The 25,776-nt window shown below is 33.5% G+C and carries 18 protein-coding genes and 3 rRNA genes; 19 read left to right on the top strand and 2 right to left on the bottom strand.

The features are described from left to right. Positions 1–29 precede the first annotated feature (29 nt). The 3 genes from zapA (at position 30) to ACK2WO_RS11675 (ending at position 3,722) form a co-directional block, all read left to right on the top strand. Positions 30–641 carry a cell division protein ZapA gene (zapA, locus tag ACK2WO_RS11685; RefSeq protein WP_414697963.1) on the top strand — a complete coding sequence of 204 codons (612 nt, stop codon included), beginning with the start codon at positions 30–32 and terminating at the stop codon, positions 639–641. A gap of 167 nt (positions 642–808) precedes the next feature. Next, positions 809–3,238 carry a DUF3656 domain-containing U32 family peptidase gene (locus ACK2WO_RS11680; protein WP_414697962.1) on the top strand — a complete coding sequence of 810 codons (2,430 nt, stop codon included), beginning with the start codon at positions 809–811 and terminating at the stop codon, positions 3,236–3,238. 1 nt (position 3,239) lies between these two features. Continuing rightward, positions 3,240–3,722: an NUDIX hydrolase gene (locus ACK2WO_RS11675; protein ID WP_414697961.1), complete on the top strand. Its 483-nt coding sequence runs from the start codon at positions 3,240–3,242 to the stop codon at positions 3,720–3,722. Positions 3,723–3,847: 125 nt separating this feature from the next. On the opposite strand, the gene ACK2WO_RS11670 is transcribed toward ACK2WO_RS11675, so the two are convergent. Continuing rightward, entirely contained in the window at positions 3,848–4,720 is an 873-nt protein-coding gene (locus tag ACK2WO_RS11670) for a S1 RNA-binding domain-containing protein (protein WP_414697960.1), read from the bottom strand. 209 nt (positions 4,721–4,929) lie between these two features. Between ACK2WO_RS11670 and ACK2WO_RS11665 the strand changes: the two genes are divergently transcribed. The 14 genes from ACK2WO_RS11665 to rrf all read left to right on the top strand — a co-directional run bounded on the left by ACK2WO_RS11665 (position 4,930) and on the right by rrf (position 20,197). Continuing rightward, entirely contained in the window at positions 4,930–5,664 is a 735-nt protein-coding gene (locus ACK2WO_RS11665; protein ID WP_414697959.1) for a GntR family transcriptional regulator, read from the top strand. 110 nt (positions 5,665–5,774) lie between these two features. After that, positions 5,775–6,908: an N-acetylglucosamine-6-phosphate deacetylase gene (gene nagA, locus ACK2WO_RS11660; RefSeq protein ID WP_414697958.1), complete on the top strand. Its 1,134-nt coding sequence runs from the start codon at positions 5,775–5,777 to the stop codon at positions 6,906–6,908. Positions 6,909–7,046: 138 nt separating this feature from the next. Next, the gene (gene nagB / locus ACK2WO_RS11655) at positions 7,047–7,793 is read left to right on the top strand and encodes a glucosamine-6-phosphate deaminase (protein WP_414697957.1); all 747 of its coding nucleotides are present in this window, start codon (positions 7,047–7,049) and stop codon (positions 7,791–7,793) included. Positions 7,794–8,028: 235 nt separating this feature from the next. Next, positions 8,029–8,415 carry a cytidine deaminase gene (gene cdd / locus ACK2WO_RS11650; protein ID WP_414697956.1) on the top strand — a complete coding sequence of 129 codons (387 nt, stop codon included), beginning with the start codon at positions 8,029–8,031 and terminating at the stop codon, positions 8,413–8,415. Between the two features lie 111 nt (positions 8,416–8,526). Continuing rightward, positions 8,527–9,210, top strand: coding sequence for a YczE/YyaS/YitT family protein (locus ACK2WO_RS11645; protein WP_414697955.1), 684 nt, complete (start codon positions 8,527–8,529; stop codon positions 9,208–9,210). 463 nt (positions 9,211–9,673) lie between these two features. Then, positions 9,674–10,213, top strand: a complete 540-nt coding sequence (locus tag ACK2WO_RS11640; RefSeq protein ID WP_040410633.1) for a helix-turn-helix domain-containing protein — start codon at positions 9,674–9,676, stop codon at positions 10,211–10,213. 91 nt (positions 10,214–10,304) lie between these two features. After that, positions 10,305–11,375, top strand: a complete 1,071-nt coding sequence (potA, locus tag ACK2WO_RS11635) for a spermidine/putrescine ABC transporter ATP-binding protein (protein ID WP_006440773.1) — start codon at positions 10,305–10,307, stop codon at positions 11,373–11,375. After that, positions 11,362–12,204, top strand: coding sequence for an ABC transporter permease (locus tag ACK2WO_RS11630; RefSeq protein ID WP_006440774.1), 843 nt, complete (start codon positions 11,362–11,364; stop codon positions 12,202–12,204). Before potA ends, ACK2WO_RS11630 begins: the two co-directional genes overlap by 14 nt. Positions 12,205–12,323: 119 nt before the next feature. After that, complete coding sequence (locus tag ACK2WO_RS11625; protein WP_414698753.1) at positions 12,324–13,001, top strand: ABC transporter permease; 678 nt, start codon at positions 12,324–12,326, stop codon at positions 12,999–13,001. Continuing rightward, the gene (locus tag ACK2WO_RS11620; protein WP_414697954.1) at positions 13,002–14,057 is read left to right on the top strand and encodes an ABC transporter substrate-binding protein; all 1,056 of its coding nucleotides are present in this window, start codon (positions 13,002–13,004) and stop codon (positions 14,055–14,057) included. A 203-nt stretch (positions 14,058–14,260) separates the two neighbouring features. Beyond that, positions 14,261–15,130 (top strand): glycoside hydrolase family 73 protein, encoded by an 870-nt coding sequence (locus ACK2WO_RS11615; RefSeq protein WP_414697953.1) that lies wholly within the window; start codon positions 14,261–14,263, stop codon positions 15,128–15,130. Between the two features lie 326 nt (positions 15,131–15,456). Then, positions 15,457–16,959: ribosomal RNA gene (locus tag ACK2WO_RS11610) — 16S ribosomal RNA — on the top strand. A 151-nt stretch (positions 16,960–17,110) separates the two neighbouring features. Next, positions 17,111–20,012: ribosomal RNA gene (locus ACK2WO_RS11605) — 23S ribosomal RNA — on the top strand. A 68-nt stretch (positions 20,013–20,080) separates the two neighbouring features. Beyond that, positions 20,081–20,197 (top strand): 5S ribosomal RNA (rrf, locus tag ACK2WO_RS11600). The 16S, 23S and 5S rRNA genes sit together here, the layout of an rRNA operon. 91 nt (positions 20,198–20,288) lie before the next feature. On the opposite strand, the gene ACK2WO_RS11595 is transcribed toward rrf, so the two are convergent. Further along, positions 20,289–21,005: an SDR family NAD(P)-dependent oxidoreductase gene (locus tag ACK2WO_RS11595; RefSeq protein ID WP_414697952.1), complete on the bottom strand. Its 717-nt coding sequence runs from the start codon at positions 21,003–21,005 to the stop codon at positions 20,289–20,291. Positions 21,006–21,215: 210 nt separating this feature from the next. Between ACK2WO_RS11595 and ACK2WO_RS11590 the strand changes: the two genes are divergently transcribed. Together ACK2WO_RS11590 and ACK2WO_RS11585 are read left to right on the top strand one after the other, a co-directional pair. Beyond that, on the top strand, positions 21,216–23,300 hold the full coding sequence (locus tag ACK2WO_RS11590) for a UvrD-helicase domain-containing protein (RefSeq protein ID WP_414697951.1): 2,085 nt from the start codon (positions 21,216–21,218) through the stop codon (positions 23,298–23,300). Positions 23,301–23,436: 136 nt separating this feature from the next. Beyond that, on the top strand, positions 23,437–25,764 hold the full coding sequence (locus tag ACK2WO_RS11585) for an ATP-dependent helicase (protein WP_414697950.1): 2,328 nt from the start codon (positions 23,437–23,439) through the stop codon (positions 25,762–25,764). Positions 25,765–25,776: the final 12 nt, after the last annotated feature.

Below are 25,776 nucleotides of genomic sequence, written 5' to 3'. Positions count from 1 at the left end.
GAAAAGTAATCATTAGGGGGTGAAAACCGATGAATAGAGTTACTGTAAAAATACAGGGGTCTGAATATCAGATGACAGGAGATAAACCTGTTGAAAAAATGAAACAGATAGCTGATTATGTAGATAGTGAAATGAGTACAATAGCTGAAGTAAACTCAAGACTTAGCATATCAGCAATATCAATACTTACAGCTCTAAATATAGCGGATCTTCTATTTGAATGCTCTGAAGAAAATGAATCATTAATAAATGAGTTAGAAGAATTAAAAGCTAATACAGTAGTTGGAGTAGATTCTGAAACTGTTAAAGAACTAGAAACAAAAGTAAATGAAAAAGAGCAGGAAATAGAAGAATTAAAAGCAGGGGTTGAAGCTAAAAACTCAGAACTTGAAGAACTACAGAAAAGAATGTCAGAACTTATGGAAATAGTAGAGGAAAAGAAAAAAGAAATTTTAGAACTACAGAATCCAGAAGTGTGCCAGGAAATGAATGTAGATGAAAGAATAAAAGAGCTAGAAGAAAAATTAGATGATGCTAATAAAAAAGTAGAAACTGCGGAACAGATAGCTTCTGAGTTCCAAAATACTGCTTATGAACTTCAGCTTGAAAACACTGAGTTAAAAAATAAATTAGACAAATAATGTAAATATATTGCAAAAAGAGTCGCTTGATACATATAATATATGGAGCGGCTCTTTTTTTATGCCGATTTTTAAGAAAAAATAATTGTTTTTAAAAAGAGATTAATATTAGATAATTGTTGAAATGTTGAAATAAAAAATTTGATTTCAATGAGAAGGAGGAAAATATGAATAAAATAGAACTTCTTGCTCCAGTTGGAAGCTTTGAAGCGTTAAAAGCAGCTGTTCAAAATGGTGCAGATGCAGTTTATTTAGGTGGAAAAGACTTTAGTGCTAGAGCATCTGCAAATAATTTTGATAGAGAAGAACTGCAGGAAGCGGTTAAATACTGCCATACAAGAGGAGTTAAACTGTTTATAACTGTAAATACATTGATAAAACAGAATGAGGTAGAGGACTTTATAGAGTATATAAAATTTTTATACGATATAGATATAGATGCTGTAATTGTACAGGATATAGGAATGGCAATGCTTATAAAAAGAGAACTTCCAGATTTTGAAATACACGCAAGCACTCAGATGGCAGCACATTCACTAGAAGATGTAGAGTATTTAAAAAGTATAGGATTTGATAGGGTTGTACTTGCTAGAGAGCTAAGTGCACCAGAAATAAAAGAAATTTGCTCAAAGGTTAAGGTTGATATAGAGGTATTCGTACATGGTGCATTATGTGTGTGCTACTCAGGACAGTGCTTAATGAGTAGTATGATAGGAAATAGATCTGGAAATAGAGGTAGATGTGCACAGCCTTGTAGACAGAAATACGAATTAATAGATGTAGAAACAGGTGAAACTGTAAACACAAATGGAGAATATTTATTAAGTCCTAGGGATTTAAACACTATTGAAGAAATTGGAGAAGTAATAGATGCAGGTGTATTATCTTTAAAAATAGAAGGAAGAATGAAAAGACCTGAGTATGTTGCAACAGTTGTATCTGCATATAGACACGCAGCGGATAACTATATAGCGACAGGAAAAACTGGTGTAACTACTGAAGATATGAACGAACTATACACAATATTTAATAGAAAATTCACGAGAGGATATATACTTGGCGAAAAAGGTATAGACATAATGAACTCTGAAAAACCAAACAACAGAGGTTTATACATCGGTAAGGTAGTAGATTTTAATAAGAAAAGAAAAAGATTAAAGATAAAATTAGAAAATACTCTTAAAAAAGGTGATGGAATAAACCTTGGTGGAGGAACTATCGGTAGAATAATAAAGGGAAATGAGATAAGTGAAATAGGATTAGCTGGAGAAACTATCGAGTTAGACTTTGTAGGAGAGGCTAGAAAAAATCAAGATGTATTCAAAACATCTGACAACTCACTAATAGAAAGAGTAAAATCTACTTTTGAAAGTGATAAAGAACTAGTCAAAACACCTGTTTATATGAGATTTAAGGCTTATATAGGAGAAAAACCAGTGCTTGAAATATCTGACACAGAAGGAAATTCGGTGCTAGTTGAGGGTGAAAAAGAGGCAGAAAAAGCTATGAAGGTGGCACTATCTGAAGAAAAGGCAAAATCTCAGCTTGAAAAACTTGGAAATACTCCTTATGAGTTAGAAAATATAGAACTAGATATAGGCGATGAGGTTAGTATTCCTGTAAGTATGATAAATAAAATGAGAAGGGAAGCTATAGAAAAATTATCTGATGCAAGAGAAGTTGTAAAAGGAAGAAGCCTAAAAGACAAAGAAATAGACTACTCTATAGAAGATAAAAGACCAGAGTATCTAGAAGAAGAGCCTAGAATAAGAGTTAAGGTTAAAAATTTAGAACAGTTAAAAGCGGTTGTGGATTTAGAAATAGATACAATATACTATGAAAATTTATATGATTTTGCTGAAGCTAAAAAAATAGCTACAGAAAATAATAAGAAAATAGTATACTCTGCACCTAGAATAATGAGAAATCCTGACTACAAGGTATTTGATAAGATAATAGATGAAATAACTGAAGAGGATTCTGTACTTGCAGCGAGTTGGGGAGAAATAAAATTCTTCACAGAAAACTGTGGATGTGGAATTAGAGCAGATTGGTCATTAAACGCATTCAACGGAGAGAGTATGAATTGGCTTAGAAATAGCGGAATGGAAAGTATATGTATATCTCAGGAAATGAATGTAAGTGAAATAAAAGAATCTATAAAACACACAGACGCTGAAATAGAAACAGTTGTATACGGATATGCCCCAATGATGATAAGTGAATACTGTCCAATGGGTGTACTTGTAAGAAACTGTAAAAAAGACAAAAGATGTGCAGAATGTAGAAAAGATAAATATATGTTAGAAGATCAGAAAGGAAGCCAGTTTAGACTCTCTCAGAGCGAATTCTGTAGAACTACAATATACAATTCTGAACCTACAATAATGCTTGAAAATCTTGAAGATGTTGCAGAAACTGGTGTCGACTTCTTTAGATTAGACTTTTCACTAGAAACACCAGAAGAAGTTAGAGAAATAGCTAAAGCATATATAGAAACAACAGAAAATGACTTTGAATTAAGTGATACTGCAGAAAAAGTACTAAACAAGAATAGAAATTACACAACTGCTCACTTCTACAAAGGAGTTGAGTAATATGAATATGACAGTACTTACAACAATTTGCTATATTGAAAAAGATGGCAAAACACTTATGCTTTATAGGAATAAAAAGAAAAACGATGTACATGAAGGAAAGTACGTTGGGATTGGTGGAAAATTTGAATTTGGAGAAACTCCAGAAGAATGTATAATCAGAGAGATTAAAGAAGAAACTGGATTAACTGTAAATTCTTTAAGATACCATGGACTTATTTCTTTCCCGAAGTTTGCAAATGACGACAACTGGTATATGTTTATATTTAGTTGTAGAGATTTTGAAGGAGAGGTTCCAGAGGATAGATTGGATGATTGTCCAGAAGGAAGACTTCTTTGGGTCGATAACGATAAAGTTATGGACTTAAATATGTGGGATGGAGATAGAGTATTTTTAGAGTGGGTAGCTACTAAGAAGGTGTTTAATGCAAAAATTGAATACAAAGATGGAGAATTGAAGAAATATAATGTAGATTTCTATTAAATAATTATAAAAAAGGCATATACTACTAAAATTGGTATATGCCTTTTGGTATGTATACCCCCCAGCTTTACTGGGGGGTCTTTTTATCATATGTGATATTATGTAATTTTATCTTAAAGATTATATTATTTTAAATATGTTCCGTTTTCGTCCTGGTATACTATACCTTTTCTCATAAGTACACCTAAAGCTCTTTTGAAGTTCTTTTTACTTGAATTGAATAATATTTTTATATCTTTTGGATCAGATTTATCATTAAATCTCATATATCCGTCATTTCCTTCAAGATAGCTTAATATCTTGTATTCAACTGAATCCATTTCAGATTTTCTATCTGCTCTTGGAGTAAGTCCTAGTTTTCCGTCTTCGTATATTTTTATAACTTTTAGGTTTTCCATAATCTGACCGACATCTAAATCTGTGAAATATTCGTTGTTTAGTATAACTGCTGCGTATTTGTTATCTACACAAAGCATAGCAGTTCCATTAGTCTGGAATCCGTACACTATACCAGTCACAGTATCTCCTAAATTGTACTCATGGTCTGTAATTAGATGATTGTCTATATCAGTAGTTGCAGCTATTCTTCCGCTCTTGTCTACATATATATAGAATAAATATTTTTCATCTCTAAACATTGGATGAGTTTTTTCTCTAAATGGTACAAGTACATCTTTTGGAAGCCCAACATCTATAAATGTACCTATATCAGTATTGTCTACAACCTTAAGATATGCTATATCCCCCACGCAAGCTAAAGGTTTCTTTGTAGTTGCAGCAAATCTTCCTTTAGAATCTTTAAATATGAAGACTTCCACTTCTTTTCCGACCTCGATTTCAGTTCCGTCCTCAATAAATTTATTGTGAAGTAGCACATCATCAGTTGAGTCACCTGTCTGACCATCTAAGAAATAGCCAAAATCAGCTTTTCTCTTAACTTCAAGCTTATTTAATTCTCCTATTTTTACCAAAATTTTCACTCCTAACGTTTTAATCATTAAATCTATTATAATACATAAATACTATTAAATGGAAAGTTATTTTGATTTGAGTAACGGAAATTTTAAAAATTTAATTAAAAAATTTTATTGCAAAAATAAATTTTCTCAGCGAAACTCAATAAAATTTATTTTTTTGTTAAAAGCATTGAATTAAATATACTATAGGTATATAATTGGTATATACCAAAGTAAAAGGTGGAATCGATATGAAAAAAGTAGATAAAAAAAGCTCGGTATCTCTACATATTCAATTAAAGTCGATAATAAAAGAGATGATAGAATCTGGAGAATTGAAAGAGGGAGACGTACTTCTTCCAGAAAGGGAAATTTGTAAAGAACAAGAGATAAGTAGAATGACAGTAAATAAAGCAATAAATGCTCTTGTATCTGAAGGAGTTCTTTACAGAAAACAGGGTAAAGGAACTTTTGTATCTCAGAAAAAGAAAAAGTATCAGTTCAACAATGTAAAAGGATTTACAGAAGTAATGAAAAGTAGAGGGATTGATATAAGAACAGATATAGTAAAGTTTGAAATACTAAATCCAGATGAGATTATAATGGAAAAGTTGGGAATAACCGACAAAAGAGAAAACGTATACAAAATAAAAAGAATTAGATATATTGAAAATGACCCATTTGGATATGAGATTGCCTACATTCCTGAAAAGGTATGTGGAGGTATGACAAAGGGGATGCTAGATGATAATTCTCTTTATAAAATATTAGAGAATGAATATGGATATAAGGTAGCTAGGGTAGAACAGATTATAGATCCAATACAAGTAGATGCAAAAGTAAGTGAAAAGTTGCATTGTGAAAAAGGACGGTTAGCCCTTAGTATACAGAGAACATCTTATACTGAAGATGATAAGATTATAGAATATACAGTAACTATAATAAGAAGTGATAAATATCAGTATGAGATAAATATAGGAATGTAATAAATATCATAAAAGTATAATATACATACAATAAAATTATGTATTAAAAAATCAAGAATGTAATTTTAATAGAATAAATTAAAAAATTATTGATTAGGAGGGGTATTAAAATGAAATGCCTTACAAACGGTAGAATTATATTAAAAGACAGAGTTATAGAAGGAAAAAATATAGTATTTGATACTAAAATACAGAGCATAACTTCTGAAATACCTGCAAATTGTGAAGTTATAGATGCTAAAGGAAAGTACATATCTCCAGGTTTAATAGATATACACATCCACGGAAATATGGGAGAAGACACTATGAATGGTACAGACCATGCGATAGAAACTATTTCAAAATCTGTTGCACGTCATGGTGTTACAGGATTTTTACCTACTACAATGACAATGGGAAAATCTGATATATACACAGCTTTAGAAACAATAAGAAGAGCAAAAGCTAGAAAAATGGAAGGTTCTCAGGTAATTGGATCTCATGTTGAAGGACCATTTATAAATGAAGCATTCAAAGGTGCTCAGAATGCTAAATTCATAGCAATACCTGAATTCTCATTTATAAAAGATTACTCAGATGTTATAAAAGTTATAACAATAGCTCCAGAAAAAGACGAAAACTTTGAATTTATAAAGGCTGTAAGAAGAAGTACAGATATATTAATATCTATGGGACACAGTAAAGCTACTTTTGATGAAGCAAATGCAGCTATAGATGAAGGTGTTGGAAGTGTGACTCATTTATTCAACGCTCAGACAGGATTAAACCATAGAGAACCAGGAATAGTTGGTGCAGCTCTTACTAGAGATGTATTCACTGAAATAATAGCAGATACAATACATGTAAACAAAGGATTATTCCAGTTTGTAATACATAACAAAGGTAAAAATAAATTAATACTTATAACAGACTCAATGGAAGCTGGAGGTCTTGAAGACGGAGAATACTCATTAGGTGGACAGAAAGTTATAGTTAAAGACAATGCTGCTAGATTGGAAAGTGGTTCTTTAGCAGGAAGTGTTTCTGCACTTAACTCTATGGTAAGAAACTTCTACAACAACACAGATTTAACAGTAGTAGAAGCTATAAACCTTGCTTCTTTAAACCCAGCAACAGCAATACATGTAGCTGATAAAAAAGGTAGCATAGAAATAGGTAAAGATGCAGACTTTGCATTATTCGATGATGATTTCAACTGTAGCATGACTATATGTACAGGAGATATAGTATTTGAAGAAAAATAATAGTAAAAGACTATTAATATATAAGTAGAATATTTAAAAAAATATTATAAAATACAAAAAAATAAATTATAATTATATTTAAGATGTAAAAAGCCGTAAAAACGGTAGAGATAAATAATTTTATTGGAGGATTTTGAAATGAAAATATTAGTATGTAAAGATTATGCTCAGATGAGTGAAAAAGCAGCTAGAATATTTGCAGCTCAGCTTATATTAAAACCTAACACAGTATTAGGATTAGCAACAGGAAGTACTCCAGAAGGAATGTACGCAGCTTTAGTTGAAAAATACAACGAAGGAAAAATAGATTTTGCAGATGTAACAAGCTTTAACTTAGATGAATACTATCAGTTACCAGCTGAAAATGACCAGAGTTATGACTACTTCATGAAAAAACATCTTTTCAATCATGTAAACATAGAAAACTACAATCTTCCAAATGGAATGGTAGAAGATGTAGAAGCTGAATGTAAAGCATACGAAGAAAGAATAGAAGCAGCAGGTGGAGTAGATATACAGGTTCTAGGAATAGGAAAAAATGGACATATAGGATTCAATGAACCAGATTCAGTATTTATAAAAAATACTCACTTAGTTGAACTTACTCCATCTACAATAGAAGCAAACTCAAGATTCTTTGCTTCAGAAGAAGAAGTACCTAAAAAAGCAGTAAGTATGGGTATAGGAACTATATTAAAAGCTAAAAAAATAGTTCTTTTAGCTTCAGGAGAAGGAAAAGCAGAAGCTATAGCTAAAACTGTTTACGGAGATATAGATCCAATGGTTCCAGCTTCAGCATTACAGTTACACAACGATGTAATAATAATATTAGACGAAGCTGCAGCTTCTCAGTTAAAACCAGAAGATTATACAATAGTAAAATAGTATAATCTATAAGTAATAGCTGACAAAAATATAAATATATATTTTAATAATATAAAAGGGGTACCTACTGGTATCTCTTTTCCTATATATAAAACGACTAACTGAAAACACAGTAGTCGTTTTTTTGTTTTAGATTATAAATTTAATAAAAAATATTTTAACTAATATTTTAGGTATAAATAAGTTAAATGTTGTATAATATAAAAAAATTAGTTTTAGAAAAGAGGTATTTAATATGAAAATAGTAGATAAAGCATTTGAAGCTATACAGAACGCTTATGCACCATATTCAAAATATAAAGTAGGAGCATGTGTTGAAACAACAGACGGAAAATATTTCTTAGGAGCAAATGTGGAAAATGCATCTTATGGGCTTACTAACTGTGCAGAGAGAAGTGCTATATTTGCAGCGTATTCTAATGGATATAGAAAAAAACATATAAAAGCAATAGCTATTGTATCTAATGGAGAAAAACTTGTTACTCCTTGTGGTGCCTGTAGACAGGTACTTTCTGAGCTTATAGAAAAAGATGCTGAAATAATATTATCTAACGGAGAAAAAACACTTATAACAAATATAGATGATTTAATGCCTCTAGCTTTCGGATCAGATAATTTATAAGAATCAATAAATAATATTAAAATATTGTATAAAACTTAACAAAAAAATCGTAAATGCTTGAAATTTCAACAAAAACTGTGTATCATATAGTCAAAGGATGAAATTTGTAAAATGGACGGTGTATATGCTATGTTTAAGACAATAGGAACAAAAATTGCTAAGTTGGTAATCGGGCTTTTTATATGTTCAATTGGTATAGTTATGACAATAAATGCAAATCTAGGTATGCAACCTTGGGATGTACTTCATCAAGGACTTTCTAATAAACTTGGTATAACTATAGGAACAGCGACTATAATGGTTGCAGCGCTTACAATGATAGCTGACTTTGTATTGGGAGACAATATAGGTTGGGGAACAGTTGCAAATATGGTTCTAGTTGGGTTGTTTATGGATATGATAATATACTCAGGATATATACCAACAGCTAACAGTTTTATGTCTGGCTTATCTCTTCTTATAGGAGGGTTAATAATACTATCTTTTGGTATGGTGCTTTATATGGATAGTGGACTTGGAAGCGGACCTAGAGATGGACTTATGGTTTGTCTACAGAAAAAAACAGGTAAATCAGCAAATGTAGTCAAAGTTACAATGGATATAACTGCTCTTGCTGTAGGAATAGTGCTTGGAGGAAAAGTAGGTATAGGAACAATAATAAGTGCATTTGGTCTTGGATTAGCTATAAAGGTAGTATTTAAAGCTTGTAGATTTGACGGAACAAAAGTAGAGAATAGATACATAATAGATGATATAAGATATATAAAACAATTATCAGAGCATATGACAAAATAGAATAACTAATTTGAAAAAATTAAAGTTATTGAACCTCTTTATATAAAAGGAGGTTCTTTTTTTATTTAAATTTAATATATATTTAATCAATTATACAAACCTTAAATGTGTTGATATTTGAAAGTAAAAAAAGTTTTATATGATGATAATCATCTGAATGAGAATGGAGTTTTAAGAATATGTAAAATTAATAGCATTAGTAATGTGAAAAAATATGTGCAATTTTTAAAAAATAAATATACTAATACTAAACTTTGAAAATATTAATATTGACTAATGGTTTTGGCATAGTATTGAATACATTGAAAAAAGCCGATTATAAAAAATAAAACAAATTGTAACAAAAAATAAAATAAGCCTTGAAAAAAATAAACTTTTTGTTTATAATATCTAATTGTTGTAGTTTAGAAACGATAAACTTAGAGTTTAGTAAAAATTTATATATAGACAGAGGTAAATGAAAATGGAAATAGGTAAAAAGATTAAAAGACTTAGAATAGAAAAGCAGCTCACCCAAGAAGAGTTAGCTAACAGATGCGAACTTTCAAAGGGATTTATATCTCAGCTAGAAAATGATTTAACGTCGCCATCTATAGCTACTTTAATAGATATATTAGAAATACTTGGGACAAACTTAAAGGAATTCTTTAATGATACAGAGAGCGAAAAGATAGTATTTGTTAAAGACGATATGTTTGAAACAGAGGACGAAGAATTAAAATACGAATTTAAATGGTTAGTTCCAAACTCACAGAAAAATGAGATGGAGCCGGTAATAGTTACTATACAGCCTGGAGGTCAGTACAAAGAAGAAAAACCTCACGAAGGAGAGGAATTTGGATATGTACTTGCAGGTTCGGTATTTCTTCACTTAGGTGAGAAAAAACTTAAAGTTAGAAAAGGAGAGAGTTTCTACTTTAAGCCTAGAGCAAAACACTTCTTATCTAATGAAGGTAAGACAGTGGCCAAAGTACTTTGGGTAAGTACACCACCTACTTTCTAAATTTGAGAAAGTAGTGCAATTATAATTTTTAATAAGTATTATTTTGTGATTAATATGTTTGATTTAATTTTGAGGAGAGAGGTGTTATACTTTGACAGAAAACATAATAGAACTAAGAGGGATACATAAAGTATACGGTGGAGATAACGTAGTATTAGATAAATTTAATCTTGATATAAAGAAAAACGAGTTTTTAACATTATTAGGGCCATCAGGATGTGGTAAAACAACATTATTAAAAATAATAGCTGGTTTTGAACAGGCTGATGCAGGTAGTGTAATATTCGAAGGTAAGGAAATAAATGACCTACCTCCAAATGAAAGACATGTAAACACTGTTTTCCAGAAATATTCACTATTCCCACACATGAATGTTTATGAAAACGTAGCATTTGGATTAAAGATAAAGAAAGTTCCAAAAGATGAAATAGATAAAAAGGTTAAAGAAGTTTTAAAACTTGTTGCACTTGAAGGATTTGAAAATAGAGCAATAGATTCTTTATCAGGTGGACAGCAGCAGAGAATAGCAATAGCAAGAGCTGTTGTAAACGAGCCTAAAGTTCTTCTTCTTGATGAACCTCTAGGAGCACTTGACTTAAAATTAAGACAGGAAATGCAGGTAGAACTTAAAAGAATACAGAAAAAATTAGGTATAACATTTATATTTGTAACACATGACCAGGAAGAAGCACTTAGTATGTCTGATACTATAGTAGTTTTAAATAAAGGTAAAATACAGCAGATGGGCAACCCAGTAGATATATACAATGAACCTAAAAATGCATTTGTTGCTAAGTTTATAGGAGAAAGTAATATATTACCAGGTGTAATGCTTGAAGATTTCAGAGTTGTATTTGCTGATAGAGAATTTGAATGTGTAGATAAAGGATTTGAAAAGAATGAAGAAATAGAAGTTGTTATAAGACCAGAAGATATAAAAATGGTTAAACCAGAAAATGGTATGATAGTAGGAAAAGTAACATCTGTAATATTTAAAGGAGTACACTACGAAATAGAATTAGAAGAAAATGGAAGAACTTGGCTACTTCACAACACTCGGTATGCAGAAGTAGGAACAGAACTAGGAATAGACATATATCCTGAGGATATACATATAATGAAAAAAGTCGAAATAGAAGCTGGTGAAGATGATGAAAATTAAGAATTCAAAATCAAAATTTGCTTATCCATATATAGTATGGAGTGCCATTTTCGTAGTAATTCCATTATTCCTAGTAGTTTATTACAGTTTTACAAAAGAAGTCAACGGAGAAATCGTTTTTACTCTTGATAACTTCAAATCAGTTTTAGATCCTATATATTTATCAGTATTTTGGAGATCTATATTAATATCTGGAGGAGCTACTTTAGCATGTATATTAATAGGTTATCCTGTAGCCTATATTATATCTAAAGCGCCAATAAGTAAAAGAGGAACTTTAATACTTTTATTTATACTTCCAATGTGGATGAACTTCCTACTTAGAACATATTCTTGGGCATCAATCTTAGGACAGAATGGATTATTAAGTAGCTTTTTAGGATTATTTGGTATAGAGTATCGTTCAATTTTATATACTCCATTTGCAGTGTTATTAGGTATGGTTTATAATTTCTTACCATTTATGGTATTACCTATATACACTTCATTATCAAAAATGGACCACGATTTAATAGATGCAGCTCACGATTTAGGAGCTAATAATTTTACAGTATTTAGAAAAATAATATTCCCACTTAGCTTACCTGGAGTTTTCTCTGGCATAACAATGGTATTCATGCCATCAATAACATCATTTGCTATATCAAGACTTCTTGGTGGAGGAAAAACAATGCTAATCGGGGATTTAATAGAACAGCAGTTTACAGTTGTAGGGGATTGGAACTTTGGTTCTGCAATTTCAATATTCCTTATGATAGTAATATTAATTTCAATGAGTATAATGTCTAAGATGGACGACGGAAGCGGAGAAGGGGGTATGGTTATATAATGAATAAAAACAAAAGGAAGATAAAAATAGTTTCTGATATATATATGTTTTTAGTTTTCTTATTCCTATATATACCGATATTTGCCCTAATAGTATTCTCTTTCAGTGATTCGAGATCAATGGGACATATAGGAGCATTCACAACTAAATGGTATGTGAGATTATTCCAAAATGAAGCGATAATGACAGCACTTTATTATACAGTTACTATAGCTATAATTTCTTCAATAATAGCTACAATAGTAGGGACTTTAAGTGCAATAGGTATAAATAAGATGAGACCTAGAAATAAAGCTATAATGATGAATGTAAACAACCTGCCAATATTAAATACAGAGATAGTAACAGGGGTGGCTCTTATGAGTTTATTTGTATTTTTACAGGTTGATTTTGGATACTTTACAATGCTTATAGCACATATAATGTTCTGTATTCCTTATGTAATACTTTCTGTGCTTCCAAAATTAAGACAGATGCCAGAAAATATAGAGAATGCAGCATTAGATTTAGGTGCTACACCATTTTATGCTTTAAGAAAGGTTATACTACCTCAGATAAAACCTGGTATAGTATCAGGATTTTTAATGGCATTTACTATGTCAATAGATGATTTCATAATAAGTTTCTTCAACTCTGGAAATGGGGTTACAAACTTATCTATAGAAATTTACTCTATGGCTAGAAGAGGGATAAAACCAGAGATAAATGCGCTTTCAACTTTAATGTTTATAACAGTTCTTATACTGTTAATACTTTCTAATAAGAAACAGTCTTTAGAAGAAAGGGGAAGAAGATAGATGAAAATAACTAAAAAAATACTATCTCTTGTTTTAATTGCATCTATGGCAGTGCTTCCTCTAACAGGTTGTAGAAAATCTGCAGATTCATCAAAGGTTTTAAATGTTTACAACGTTGGAGACTATATTGATGAAAGTTTAATAGATGTATTTGAAGAACAGACTGGTATACAGGTACAGTACTCTACGTATGATACAAATGAGATGATGTATCAGAAGGTAAAAAGTGGAAGTACTAAGTACGATATTGTAGTTCCTTCTGATTATATGGTTGCAAAGATGAAGAAGGAAGGTCTACTTGAAAAGCTAGATTTTAAAAATATTCCTAATATGAAAAATATAGATAAGAAGTTTTTAGGTTCTGAATACGATCCAAAGAACGAATACAGCGTTCCTTATATGTGGGGGACTTTAGGTCTTGCATACAATTCTAAGTATGTAGATGAAAAGGACTTAGGTTCTTGGGATTTATTATGGAATCCTAAATATAAAGGGAAGATATTAATATTTGACTCTGTTAGAGATACTATGGGTGCAGCTTTATTTAAGTTAGGTTATAGTATGAATACTACAAATCCAAAAGAAATAAATGAAGCTAAAGAGCTATTAGTTAAACAGAAAGAATATGCTTTAGCTTATGTAAATGATGAGGTTAAAGATAGAATGGTTGGAGAAGATGGATATATAGGAATGATATATTCAGGAGACTTCCATCTTATGCGGGAAGAAAATCCTGATTTAAAATTCTTCAACCCTGAAGAAGGTACTAATAGATGGGTAGATGCTATGTGTATACCTACTACTTGTGAGAATAAAAAAGAAGCGGAAATGTTTATAAACTTTATGCTAGATCCAGAAATTGCTAAGATAAATACAGAGTATATAGGATATTCTACTCCTAATAAAGCCTGTTTTGACCTTTTAGATAAAGAGATAACTAGCAATAAGGGAGCGTACCCTGATGATGAATACTTAAGTAAATGCGAAACATTTACAGATATAGGTAAAGATATAAAAATGTACGATAAAGCTTGGATAGAGTTAAAATCAAGATAGCTTGATTATATTTTATTGATCGAGCTTTTTAATAAAAGAGTATTAACCGGTAGATACTATGTGTCTACTGGTTTTTTATTATTTAATTTATTTATTTGATTACCTATCAAATCCAACACGATGAGTAATTGTAATTGTATAGCTTATGATTGGTATTGTATAATAAAAAATGTACTAAATAATATTTTGTGAGGAATTTTTGAATGAGTGAAAATAATAATATAGATAACAAGGGATTAGAAGAATTAAGAAAGAGTGTTAGAGGCAAAATAAAAGAAAATAAAGATGATAGAGAGTTAGGAGTTAAACCGATTAGAAGTAATAGTTTTCAAAAGGTAAAAGGAGAAGTTAATTCACAAAAGAAAAAAAAGATTAACTCTAAAACAAAAGCATCTTCAAAACCGAGCAATTCTAAAAGTAAGTCGAAAACTTCTAAAAATGGAAGTTCAGTAAGTAAGGGTAAAAAGGCATCTAGTTCTAAATCTAAAAGTAGCAATAAAAATAAAAAAGTATCTATACTTTTAATTGTTTTAACATTTGTTATAGTTGCTGCTTATTCTACATTTGGCAGAGGTTATATAGAGGATATGCAGAGAGAAGATTTTATAAAGATGGTGGAGCCAATGGCAGTTGATGTATATGAAGAATATGGAATATATCCATCTGTTGTTATTTCACGGGCTGCTATAGAGTCCGACTGGGGTAAATCTGGATTATCTAAAGAAGGATTTAATTTATTTGGTATAAAGGCTGATAAATCATGGGATGGTAAAACTATAAGTATGACAACTAAGGAAGGATATGATGATACTGAAGAGGCTGCTTTTAGAAAGTACAGATCATTTAAAGAATCGATTTATGATTATGGTAAATTTTTAAAAGAAAATAAAAGATATGAGAAAGCAGGTCTATTTAAGGCTAAAAATGCAAAAGAACAAGCTCAAATTTTAGAAAATGCGGGATATGCGACAAAAGAAAATTCTAAAGGAGAATTAGTGTATGCCGATGTTTTGGTAAATGTTATAGATAATTATGAGTTAGAGAAGATAGACCGTGAAAATATTGATAAATAGAGGTTTTTAGAGAAAAATAAAAATATAGATTAAAAAAGTTTTGAAAAAAATCAAAAAAAGTTTTAAAAAAGTGTTGACGATGAAATTAAAAGATGATAATATAATACTTGTCCTTGAGAGAGGGCAGTGAAACAGAACAAAATGAACTTTGAAAACTGAACAGCAGATATATTTAGTTCGAATAAATAATTCGAACGCCATACAAACCATGCCAGATATTTTGAGATAACATCTGAGCGGATTTAACAAACTAATTTTATTTTGAGCAACGGAATTTTGAGCATTAGCGAAAAATTCGTTGGCGATATAAAATTTTGAAGAAATTTTATTTTGAGAGTTTGATCCTGGCTCAGGATGAACGCTGGCGGCGTGCCTAACACATGCAAGTCGAGCGATTCTCTTCGGAGAAGAGCGGCGGACGGGTGAGTAACGCGTGGGTAACCTGCCCTGTACACACGGATAACATACCGAAAGGTATGCTAATACGGGATAACATATAAGAGTCGCATGACTTTTATATCAAAGATTTTTCGGTACAGGATGGACCCGCGTCTGATTAGCTTGTTGGCGGGGTAACGGCCCACCAAGGCGACGATCAGTAGCCGACCTGAGAGGGTGATCGGCCACATTGGAACTGAGACACGGTCCAAACTCCTACGGGAGGCAGCAGTGGGGAATATTGCACAATGGGCGCAAGCCTGATGCAGCAACGCCGCGTGAGCGATGAAGGCCTTCGGGTCGTAAAGCTCTGTCCTCAAGGAAGATAATGACGGTACTTGAGGAGGAAGCCCCGGCTAACTACGTGCCAGCAGCCGCGGTAATACGTAGGGGGCTAGCGTTATCCGGATTTACTGGGCGTAAAGGGTGCGTAGGCGGTCTTTCAAGTCAGGAGTTAAAGGCTACGGCTCAACCGTAGTAAGCTCCTGATACTGTCTGACTTGAGTGCAGGAGAGGAAAGCGGAATTCCCAGTGTAGCGGTGAAATGCGTAGATATTGGGAGGAACACCAGTAGCGAAGGCGGCTTTCTGGACTGTAACTGACGCTGAGGCACGAAAGCGTGGGGAGCAAACAGGATTAGATACCCTGGTAGTCCACGCTGTAAACGATGAGTACTAGGTGTCGGAGGTTACCCCCTTCGGTGCCGCAGCTAACGCATTAAGTACTCCGCCTGGGGAGTACGCACGCAAGTGTGAAACTCAAAGGAATTGACGGGGACCCGCACAAGTAGCGGAGCATGTGGTTTAATTCGAAGCAACGCGAAGAACCTTACCTAGGCTTGACATCCTTCTGACCGAGGACTAATCTCCTCTTTCCCTCCGGGGACAGAAGTGACAGGTGGTGCATGGTTGTCGTCAGCTCGTGTCGTGAGATGTTGGGTTAAGTCCCGCAACGAGCGCAACCCTTGTCTTTAGTTGCCATCATTTAGTTGGGCACTCTAGAGAGACTGCCAGGGATAACCTGGAGGAAGGTGGGGATGACGTCAAATCATCATGCCCCTTATGCCTAGGGCTACACACGTGCTACAATGGGTGGTACAGAGGGCAGCCAAGCCGTGAGGTGGAGCAAATCCCTTAAAGCCATTCTCAGTTCGGATTGTAGGCTGAAACTCGCCTACATGAAGCTGGAGTTACTAGTAATCGCAGATCAGAATGCTGCGGTGAATGCGTTCCCGGGTCTTGTACACACCGCCCGTCACACCATGGGAGTTGGAGACACCCGAAGCCGACTATCTAACCTTTTGGGAGAAGTCGTCGAAGGTGGAATCAATAACTGGGGTGAAGTCGTAACAAGGTAGCCGTATCGGAAGGTGCGGCTGGATCACCTCCTTTCTAGGGAGAATTATCTGTTGTTCGGTTTTGAAGGTTCATTCCTTCAAAACTGTACTTTGAAAACTACATATATATTATGATATGACATCATTTATTTCCTTAATGTGATAAATAAGGAGGATAACCTTATAAAAAAATATCAACTGTAACTGGTCAAGTTATTAAGGGTGCAGGGCGGATGCCTTGGCACCGGGAGCCGATGAAGGACGTGATAAGCTGCGATAAGCTATGGGGAGTTGCACGTAAACTTTGATCCATAGATTTCCGAATGAGGAAACTCACCATGAGTAATGTCATGGTATCTTCGAGTGAATACATAGCTCGTTGAGGGGAACTCGGGGAACTGAAACATCTAAGTACCCGAAGGAAGAGAAAGAAATTCGATTCCGCTAGTAGCGGCGAGCGAACGCGGAACAGCCCAAACCTAAGAAGTTCGCTTCTTAGGGGTTGCGGACATATCATCAGGAAGAGGTTATTACAGACGAAGAGTTTTGGAAAGCTCCGCCACAGAAGGTAACAGCCCTGTAGTCGAAGTGAGAAGACTTCCGATATGATCCAGAGTACCACGGGACACGTGAAACCCCGTGGGAAGCAGGAGGGACCACCCTCCAAGGCTAAATACTACCCGGTGACCGATAGCGCATAGTACCGTGAGGGAAAGGTGAAAAGAACCCCGGGAGGGGAGTGAAATAGAACCTGAAACCCTGTACTTACAAACTGTGGAAGCACATTTCTTGTGTGACCGCGTACTTTTTGTAGAACGGGCCAACGAGTTACGTTATGCAGCAAGGTTAAGTACTTCATGTATGCAGCCGCAGCGAAAGCGAGTTTTAACTGAGCGTTTAGTTGCATGACGTAGACCCGAAACCGGGTGACCTATCCATGAGCAGGTTGAAGCGAAAGTAAAATTTCGTGGAGGACCGAACCCACGAGCGTTGAAAAGCTCGGGGATGACTTGTGGATAGCGGTGAAATTCCAATCGAACCCGGAGATAGCTGGTTCTCCCCGAAATAGCTTTAGGGCTAGCCTCAGATTCAGAGATACGGAGGTAGAGCACTGAATGTCCTAGGGGGTATTGCACCTACCGAAGACTATCAAACTCCGAATGCCGTCATCTTTTATCTGGGAGTCAGACCGTGGGTGATAAGATTCACGGTCGAGAGGGCAACAGCCCAGACCGTCGGCTAAGGTCCCCAAATGTAGGTTAAGTGGTAAAGGATGTGGGATTGCACAGACAACCAGGATGTTGGCTTAGAAGCAGCCACTCATTCAAAGAGTGCGTAATAGCTCACTGGTCGAGTGATCCTGCGCCGAAGATTTCCGGGGCTAAAACCTACTACCGAAGCCACGGCATCATTTATGATGGGTAGGGGAGCTTTCTTTACTGGGCAGAAGCATGACCGTAAGGACATGTGGACTGTAAAGAAGTGAGAATGTTGGCATGAGTAGCGAGATGTGGGTGAGAATCCCACAGGCCGTAAACCCAAGGTTTCCAGGGGAAGGTTCGTCCTCCCTGGGTTAGTCGGGACCTAAGCCGAGGCCGAAAGGCGTAGGTGATGGACAACAGGTTGAAATTCCTGTACCGCCAATAAGCGTTTGAGAAATGGGATGACACAGTAGGACAGGATGAGCGTGCTGTTGGTTATGCACGTCCAAGCACTGAGGCAGTATCCGGAGGCAAATCCACGGATACAATGCTGGGGTGTGACGGGGAGCGAAATTTAGTAGCGAAGCATCTGCATTCACACTGTCGAGAAAAGTCTCTATCGAGTTTAAAGGCGCCCGTACCGCAAACCGACACAGGTGGGTGAGGAGAGTATCCTAAGGCCAGCGAGAGAACTGTTGTTAAGGAACTCGGCAAAATGACCCCGTAACTTAGGGATAAGGGGTGCCATCGAAAGATGGCCGCAGAGAATAGGCCCAAGCGACTGTTTACCAAAAACATAGGTTTCTGCTAAGTCGCAAGACGATGTATAGGAGCTGACGCCTGCCCGGTGCTGGAAGGTTAAGGGGATCTGTTAGAGCAATCGAAGCAGTGAACTTAAGCCCCAGTAAACGGCGGCCGTAACTATAACGGTCCTAAGGTAGCGAAATTCCTTGTCGGGTAAGTTCCGACCCGCACGAAAGGCGTAACGATTTGGGCACTGTCTCAACAACAGACTCGGTGAAATTGTAATTCCGGTGAAGATGCCGGATACCTGCGACAGGACGGAAAGACCCCATGGAGCTTTACTGTAGCTTGGCATTGGGTCTTGGTACTACATGTACAGCATAGGTGGGAGGCTTTGATTCCAGGACGCCAGTTTTGGATGAGCCACCGTTGGGATACCACCCCTGTAGTACTGGGACTCTAACCAGAGGCCTTGAATCAGGTCTTGGGACACTGTCAGGCGGGCAGTTTGACTGGGGCGGTCGCCTCCCAAAAGGTAACGGAGGCGCTCAAAGGTTCTCTCAGCACGGTCGGAAATCGTGCACAGAGTGTAAAGGCATAAGAGAGCTTGATTGCAAGACATACAGGTCGAGCAAGGACGAAAGTCGGACTTAGTGATCCGGTGGTTCTGAGTGGAAGGGCCATCGCTCAACGGATAAAAGCTACCCTGGGGATAACAGGCTTATCTCCCCCAAGAGTCCACATCGACGGGGAGGTTTGGCACCTCGATGTCGGCTCATCACATCCTGGGGCTGTAGTAGGTCCCAAGGGTTGGGCTGTTCGCCCATTAAAGTGGTACGCGAGCTGGGTTCAGAACGTCGTGAGACAGTTCGGTCCCTATCCGTCGCAGGCGTAGGAAATTTGAGAGGATCTGCCCTTAGTACGAGAGGACCGGGGTGGACGTACCGCTGGTGTACCAGTTGTCTCGCCAGAGGCATGGCTGGGTAGCTATGTACGGAACGGATAAGCGCTGAAAGCATCTAAGCGCGAAGCCAGCCTCAAGATAAGATTTCCCATTCCTCGGAAGTAAGACCCCATGAAGACTACGTGGTTGATAGGTCGGAGGTGGAAGTGCAGTAATGTATGCAGCTTACCGATACTAATAGGTCGAGGACTTGACCAAGTAAATATTTGGTAATTTGATTAATATGTATGTAGTTTTCAGAGTACAATCTCTGAAAATAAAGATTATGTGGTTATTATAGAAGAGAGGATACACCTGTTCCCATTCCGAACACAGAAGTTAAGCTCTCTATCGCTGATGGTACTTGGGGCGAAGGCCCCTGGGAGAGTAGGACGTAGCCACGTAATCTTTTTTTATTTTTTGAAAATGTAAATAAAAAAGATGACTGAAAATTATAGAAGAAAATTCAATCATCTCATCCATTTATAATCTGTATTAAAAATAAATCATTCTTTTAGTCATACCACCATCAACAACAATATTTGCTCCATTGATAAAATCACTCTTTTCATCAGCAAGAAAAGCACACATATTAAAAATATCTTCAGGTTTACCAACTCTTCCAGAAGGATGCTGAGAATGATCTAACTCTGATAAAGAATCATAACCCTCAGTTTCTATCCAACCAGGACTTATACAGTTTACAGTTATATTACTTCCAGATAAAGAAACACAAAGCGTATTTGTAAGAGATACTATTCCACCCTTTGAAGCTCCATAGGCTTCCCAATTAGCTTCATTTTGATTATATCTTGTAGATGCTATATTTATTATTCTTCCGAAATTAAGACTTTTATTTGCAGAAATAAATTCCTTACAACATATAAAAGCACCTCTTAAATTAGTATTTAAAACTGTATCAAATTCATCAACAGAAATTTCATATATAGATTTATTAAATTTGCTAATAGCACCATTATTTATAAGTATATGGATAGGTCCAAACTGATGGACTATTTTATCGAAAGTAGATTTAATTTCATACTCAGATGTTAAATCAGCAATATATAAATGAATATTTTCTTTACAAAAATTATAATCATTAATATCAATGCTAATAACATTATAACCTAAATCAGCAAAACCATAGCATAATGCTTTTCCAATTCCACCAGTACCACCTGTAATAACTATATTTTTCAAATTAATCACCTCAATACAATATTATCAGAAAAAAACTAAAAAGAATATATTAATAAATTTCTAAAATATTATTTATATGAATTATATACTCATGAGATTTTAAACAAATAAGATACATATATATATTTTTAAACAAACAATATACAACTTTAAACTTACCCTAAAAAATGATATAATAAGAATATCAAGAACTAATGTTCTACAAAAAAGGAGAAGATTATGGCAGAGATAACAACTAAACAAACAAATTTAAAAAAAGTATCTGAAAAATACAATGAACTGATAAAACAAAAATCAGGTAAGTGTTCTAAGATACTTTTTCTTGTCTCAGATGGAAAATTAATCGAAAAAATTAAAAAAAGCATAAATATAAATACATATATAGAAGAGCCACAAATTTTAACATACATATCATTTATAATGAAAGAATTAGAAAAATACTGGACTTTAATATCTAAAGAATTAAAAAGTATAAAAGGGATACCAAATAATATCCCATACTCATTACCAGAATATATAATAACTGAAATGGTTGAAAACTTTAGATATAAATACGGATATTTTGAAGATATAACTGGAACATCAGAAAATATATCAAAATCTATATATTCAAATCTAAAATCGGCAGCATATATGAACACAGATATATATTCTACAGGAGAAAAAATATATTACACAAAGAAAAATAAGGAAAATTTAGAAAGATTTTCATACACTCAAAATGATGAAATTATAAAAGAATATACTGATAAACTTATAGAAAAATCTGCAATAGATTTACCAATGGCGATATATCTATATACAGAAAAGCTATTAAAAAATGAAGAATATAAGAAAAGTTTAGCTAAAAGATACGATTATTTAATTATAGATTCAATAGAAAAAATATCAAATGCAGAATTAGAATTAGTAAAAGTATTCGAATATATAGGAAAAGAAGTATTTATATATGGTGATATAAGTGCGGACTTTTCTGCAATATATAATTTTGACCTAGATAATATTGTTGAATATTATTCAAGAAAAAATAATTCTGAAATAAAAAATATAGGAAATCTTGCTTATATGGATAGTATAGAAAATAAAAATCTATCAAATCATAAAAAATACGGAGCTAAATATAAAGATTTAAAACCATTCTCAAGTAGAATAAAAGAATGCTATCAGTCACAGTTATACACAGAAATGATAGATGATATATTATATAAAACTGAGAAAATAGCAAAAGAAGCGGAAAAAATAGGAAAAACAGCAATAATAATTCCGCCTGGCTCTGGTATATTGCTTCATAGAATAACTGATGGACTTAAAAAAAGAGGTATAAACTACTTTAGTACTAGTACAGACTTCAAAATATCTCAACATAGATATGCAAACATGTTGATAATTATTACCGCATTATATGCAGGAAATTCAGAAATAGAGTTTTCAACAGAGGAATATATACAAATGATTTCGTTAGTTCTGGGGATAAATAAAATAAAGGCAAATAATATTTTTAGAGAAAATGAAACATTACTAAAAACTATAGTACTTGAAAATACTGAGTTTGAGAGTGTTTACTGTGAAAGTAGAGAAATAACATTTGATAATTTCCTGGGAAATATAGAAGATAAATCTACTGAAATGGATGAAGAAAATATAGAAATAAATAAAAAAGATATAAACAATTCTGTTGAAAATGTATATAACTTAGACTTGATTATAGAAAAAATCTACCTTGCAAGAAAGAAAAATCTAAAAAGAAGTGAATTTATGAGAAGATTTTACACAGAGGTACTTATAGCATTAGAAAACGGAATTGAAAATATAGAAATATGTAAAAAAGTAATAATAGAATGTGAAAAATTAGAAGAAGCTGCAGAATGTGGAGTTATAGAAGATTTTGAAATAGATAAAATTTTAAAGGGATATGTTAGAGATTACATAGGATTTAGAGAATTAAAAAATAGCGAAGGAGATGACAAGATAATGATAACAACTCCTTTTTACTACATAAATTCTATGTGCGATAGAGGAGTACAGATTTGGGCTGACTGCGGAAGTAATATGTGGAATCCTAAGATTGCCAAAGAAATAAGTAATCCTGTAGTACTTAGAAAATCTTATGAGGAAAAGCACATATTTACAGATATAGATGAGGAAATGCTAAAAAAATATTACATGAATAATCAACTATACTCTCTGTTGGATTCTTCAGAGGAGGTATATGCGTTTAAGAGCGATTATTCATTAAATGGATATTTATCAGAAAGTATGATGTACACAAGTATAATAAATCTAATGGATAATGAAGAGATTTAATAGAGAAATACAGATATATACGATATATATAATGAAGAGATTTAGCAAATAAGTATATATAAGTATAGTAAAGATATTTAACAGACAAATACAGATAAGCATAATGAAGATATTTAATAGATAAGTGAGGTAAAATATGCGGAAAATAACTTACAGAGAGGATCAAACTCCTATAATGGAGTATAAGTCTAGTACGATGGCAGTTCCCGCAGTTCCTGGAGCTGGAAAAACATTTATTGTAACTAGACTAGTTACTGAGTTACTTGAAAATAATATAAGTGGAAAAGAAAAAATACTAATATTGACATATATGAATAGTGCGGTAAATAATTTTAAAGGAAGAATAAAAAAATTATTGAACGAAAAATATGGAGAAGATGCTGAAATAGATGAAGCTCTAACAGACGATGAGATAAAGGAACTAAAAAGAAAAAATAAAGATACCCTTAGAAAATTGACAAATTCATACGAGGTTATGACTATACATAGTTTGGCAACTAAAATAATAAAAGAAAACCCAGAATCAGCGATGTTAAATGAAGAATTTATGATTGCTGATGATGCACAGAGAATTATTATTTTAAACGAATGTATAGAAAAATATTTATCCACAGAAAAAGGAAGAAAATATTTTTATTACTTTATAAATTACGAAAAGGCCGTAGATAAAAAAACCAAAGAGGTAAATCAAGAAAAGGCTAGAGGATTTGAAGAAACATGGAAACAGGGATTCTTTGATTTAGTAACAAGGTCTATAAGTAAATTAAAATACAATGGGATAACACCTGATATACTTAATGAGAGAGTTTCTGAAAAAGGTTATAAGGGAATAATGGTAATAGTTGCTCCTATATATGAAATGTATTGTAAAAAATTAAAAATTCATGGATTATTAGATTTCGACGACCTTTTAATAAACGCATATAAAATAGTCAGAGACGATGATGCAGTTAGAGAAAAGCTACATAAGAAATACAAATACATATTTGAGGACGAGTGTCAGGACTCTAATGAAATACAAGGAAAGATAATTAAGTTAATAGGCGGAGAAGAGCCTAATATAGTAAGAGTAGGAGACATAAACCAGAGTATAAGTGGAACTTTCTCTGAATCAAATCCAAAATTCTTTAGGGATTTTATAGAAAGTGCAGATTGTTGTCACAGAATGTATATGTCAAACAGAAGCAGCAAGGATATACTTGAACTTGCAAATTTATTGGTAGACTATACAAATAACGCCTTACCAGAGATAGAGTGTAGGGATGCACTTGAGAATATGAAAATAAAAACAGTTGAAAAAGGAAAAGGATATAAGGAAAATCCAGAACCAAAGAGCTATACGATAAATACAAAATGGTTAAATACAGGAAGTTTTGATGATGAAATAAGGGAGACAGTAAGATTTGTAGAAGGTATAAAAAGAAAATATCCAGACAAAAGTATAGGAATATTGGCACCTTATAACAGAGATTGCAATAAGATTGCAGCAGAATTAAAAAAACATGATTTACGGTTTGAAAATTTAAGTACATCTTCAGAAAAGATGAGGAAAGTAATAGACGATATAGCAAAAATATTAGACTTTATAATAGATAACGACAATATAGATAAGCTAATGGATGTAATAGGAGATGTATTCATTAAAGAAGAAAGTGAAGAAGGAAAGAAGGACTTCTTGAACATATTTAAAGGTTTTACAACAGACGAGCTTATTTATAATTTTGATGAGCTTGATTTGGGAATAGTTGATGATACTAGTAGTATATTTTGTAAGTTTAAAAAAGCATTAGAAAAAATGCAGGAAATAATAGATTATTCTTGGAATAGAGCAGATTTATTAGTCTTATTTATACGGGATAGGCTAGATATAACAGATGAAGAAATGGCAATTGCAGAATATGTAGCATTTTACGTTAAATACTTAAAAAGAGAAGATAAAGATGTAGATTTTGAATACATAGTAAATGTAATAAAGGACAGAGGAAACAGTAGTTTTAGACATATATTAGACATAACAGGAAATATAAATGGATACGAGCCTACTCCAGGTAGTGTTACTGTATGTACTAATCATAAATCAAAGGGAATGGAGTGGGACTGTGTATTTATGCTTAAATGTACGAAATACCAATTCCCTAGTGATTTGAATTTTAAGCTGCCTTGTCAAAAGTATTTCCTAAAAGAAAAATACAATAATCCTGAAGCACTAGTAATGTCAGAAATAGAAAAACTTACAAATGGATTAGAAAGAACAGATTTTGACATAGAGTTAAAGCTAGATCAGATTAGAGAAAAGATAAGACTTTTCTATGTAAGTGTAACTAGGGCTAAGGAAATGCTGATAATATCGGCATCTAGATTTAATAGCGACGAGGATAAAAAGAAAAAATATCCTTTAAAACAGGAAAAAAGTGAGTACTTCGAACTTATGGAAGAACATATACAAAAGAGAAGAGTTAGATAATAAAAGAGGTGA

This window comes from Peptacetobacter sp. AB845 (assembly GCF_047528295.1).
GTDB lineage: Bacteria > Bacillota > Clostridia > Peptostreptococcales > Peptostreptococcaceae > Peptacetobacter.
The sequence above is the reverse complement of the archived record's forward strand: the minus strand, read 5'-3'. Positions and strand labels throughout refer to the sequence as shown.

What these genes read in the sequence shown, in the direction of transcription:
- ACK2WO_RS11675 (WP_414697961.1), top strand. Translation starts at nt 3,240, where the DNA reads ATGAATATGACAGTACTTACAACAATTTGCTATATTGAAAAAGATGGC.
- ACK2WO_RS11645 (WP_414697955.1), top strand. Translation starts at nt 8,527, where the DNA reads ATGGACGGTGTATATGCTATGTTTAAGACAATAGGAACAAAAATTGCT.
- nagB (WP_414697957.1), top strand. Translation starts at nt 7,047, where the DNA reads ATGAAAATATTAGTATGTAAAGATTATGCTCAGATGAGTGAAAAAGCA.
- nagA (WP_414697958.1), top strand. Translation starts at nt 5,775, where the DNA reads ATGAAATGCCTTACAAACGGTAGAATTATATTAAAAGACAGAGTTATA.
- ACK2WO_RS11630 (WP_006440774.1), top strand. Translation starts at nt 11,362, where the DNA reads ATGATGAAAATTAAGAATTCAAAATCAAAATTTGCTTATCCATATATA.
- ACK2WO_RS11665 (WP_414697959.1), top strand. Translation starts at nt 4,930, where the DNA reads ATGAAAAAAGTAGATAAAAAAAGCTCGGTATCTCTACATATTCAATTA.
- ACK2WO_RS11680 (WP_414697962.1), top strand. Translation starts at nt 809, where the DNA reads ATGAATAAAATAGAACTTCTTGCTCCAGTTGGAAGCTTTGAAGCGTTA.
- ACK2WO_RS11620 (WP_414697954.1), top strand. Translation starts at nt 13,002, where the DNA reads ATGAAAATAACTAAAAAAATACTATCTCTTGTTTTAATTGCATCTATG.
- zapA (WP_414697963.1), top strand. Translation starts at nt 30, where the DNA reads ATGAATAGAGTTACTGTAAAAATACAGGGGTCTGAATATCAGATGACA.
- ACK2WO_RS11640 (WP_040410633.1), top strand. Translation starts at nt 9,674, where the DNA reads ATGGAAATAGGTAAAAAGATTAAAAGACTTAGAATAGAAAAGCAGCTC.
- ACK2WO_RS11625 (WP_414698753.1), top strand. Translation starts at nt 12,324, where the DNA reads ATGGGACATATAGGAGCATTCACAACTAAATGGTATGTGAGATTATTC.
- cdd (WP_414697956.1), top strand. Translation starts at nt 8,029, where the DNA reads ATGAAAATAGTAGATAAAGCATTTGAAGCTATACAGAACGCTTATGCA.
- ACK2WO_RS11670 (WP_414697960.1), bottom strand. Translation starts at nt 4,720, where the DNA reads ATGATTAAAACGTTAGGAGTGAAAATTTTGGTAAAAATAGGAGAATTA.
- ACK2WO_RS11585 (WP_414697950.1), top strand. Translation starts at nt 23,437, where the DNA reads ATGCGGAAAATAACTTACAGAGAGGATCAAACTCCTATAATGGAGTAT.
- ACK2WO_RS11590 (WP_414697951.1), top strand. Translation starts at nt 21,216, where the DNA reads ATGGCAGAGATAACAACTAAACAAACAAATTTAAAAAAAGTATCTGAA.
- ACK2WO_RS11615 (WP_414697953.1), top strand. Translation starts at nt 14,261, where the DNA reads ATGAGTGAAAATAATAATATAGATAACAAGGGATTAGAAGAATTAAGA.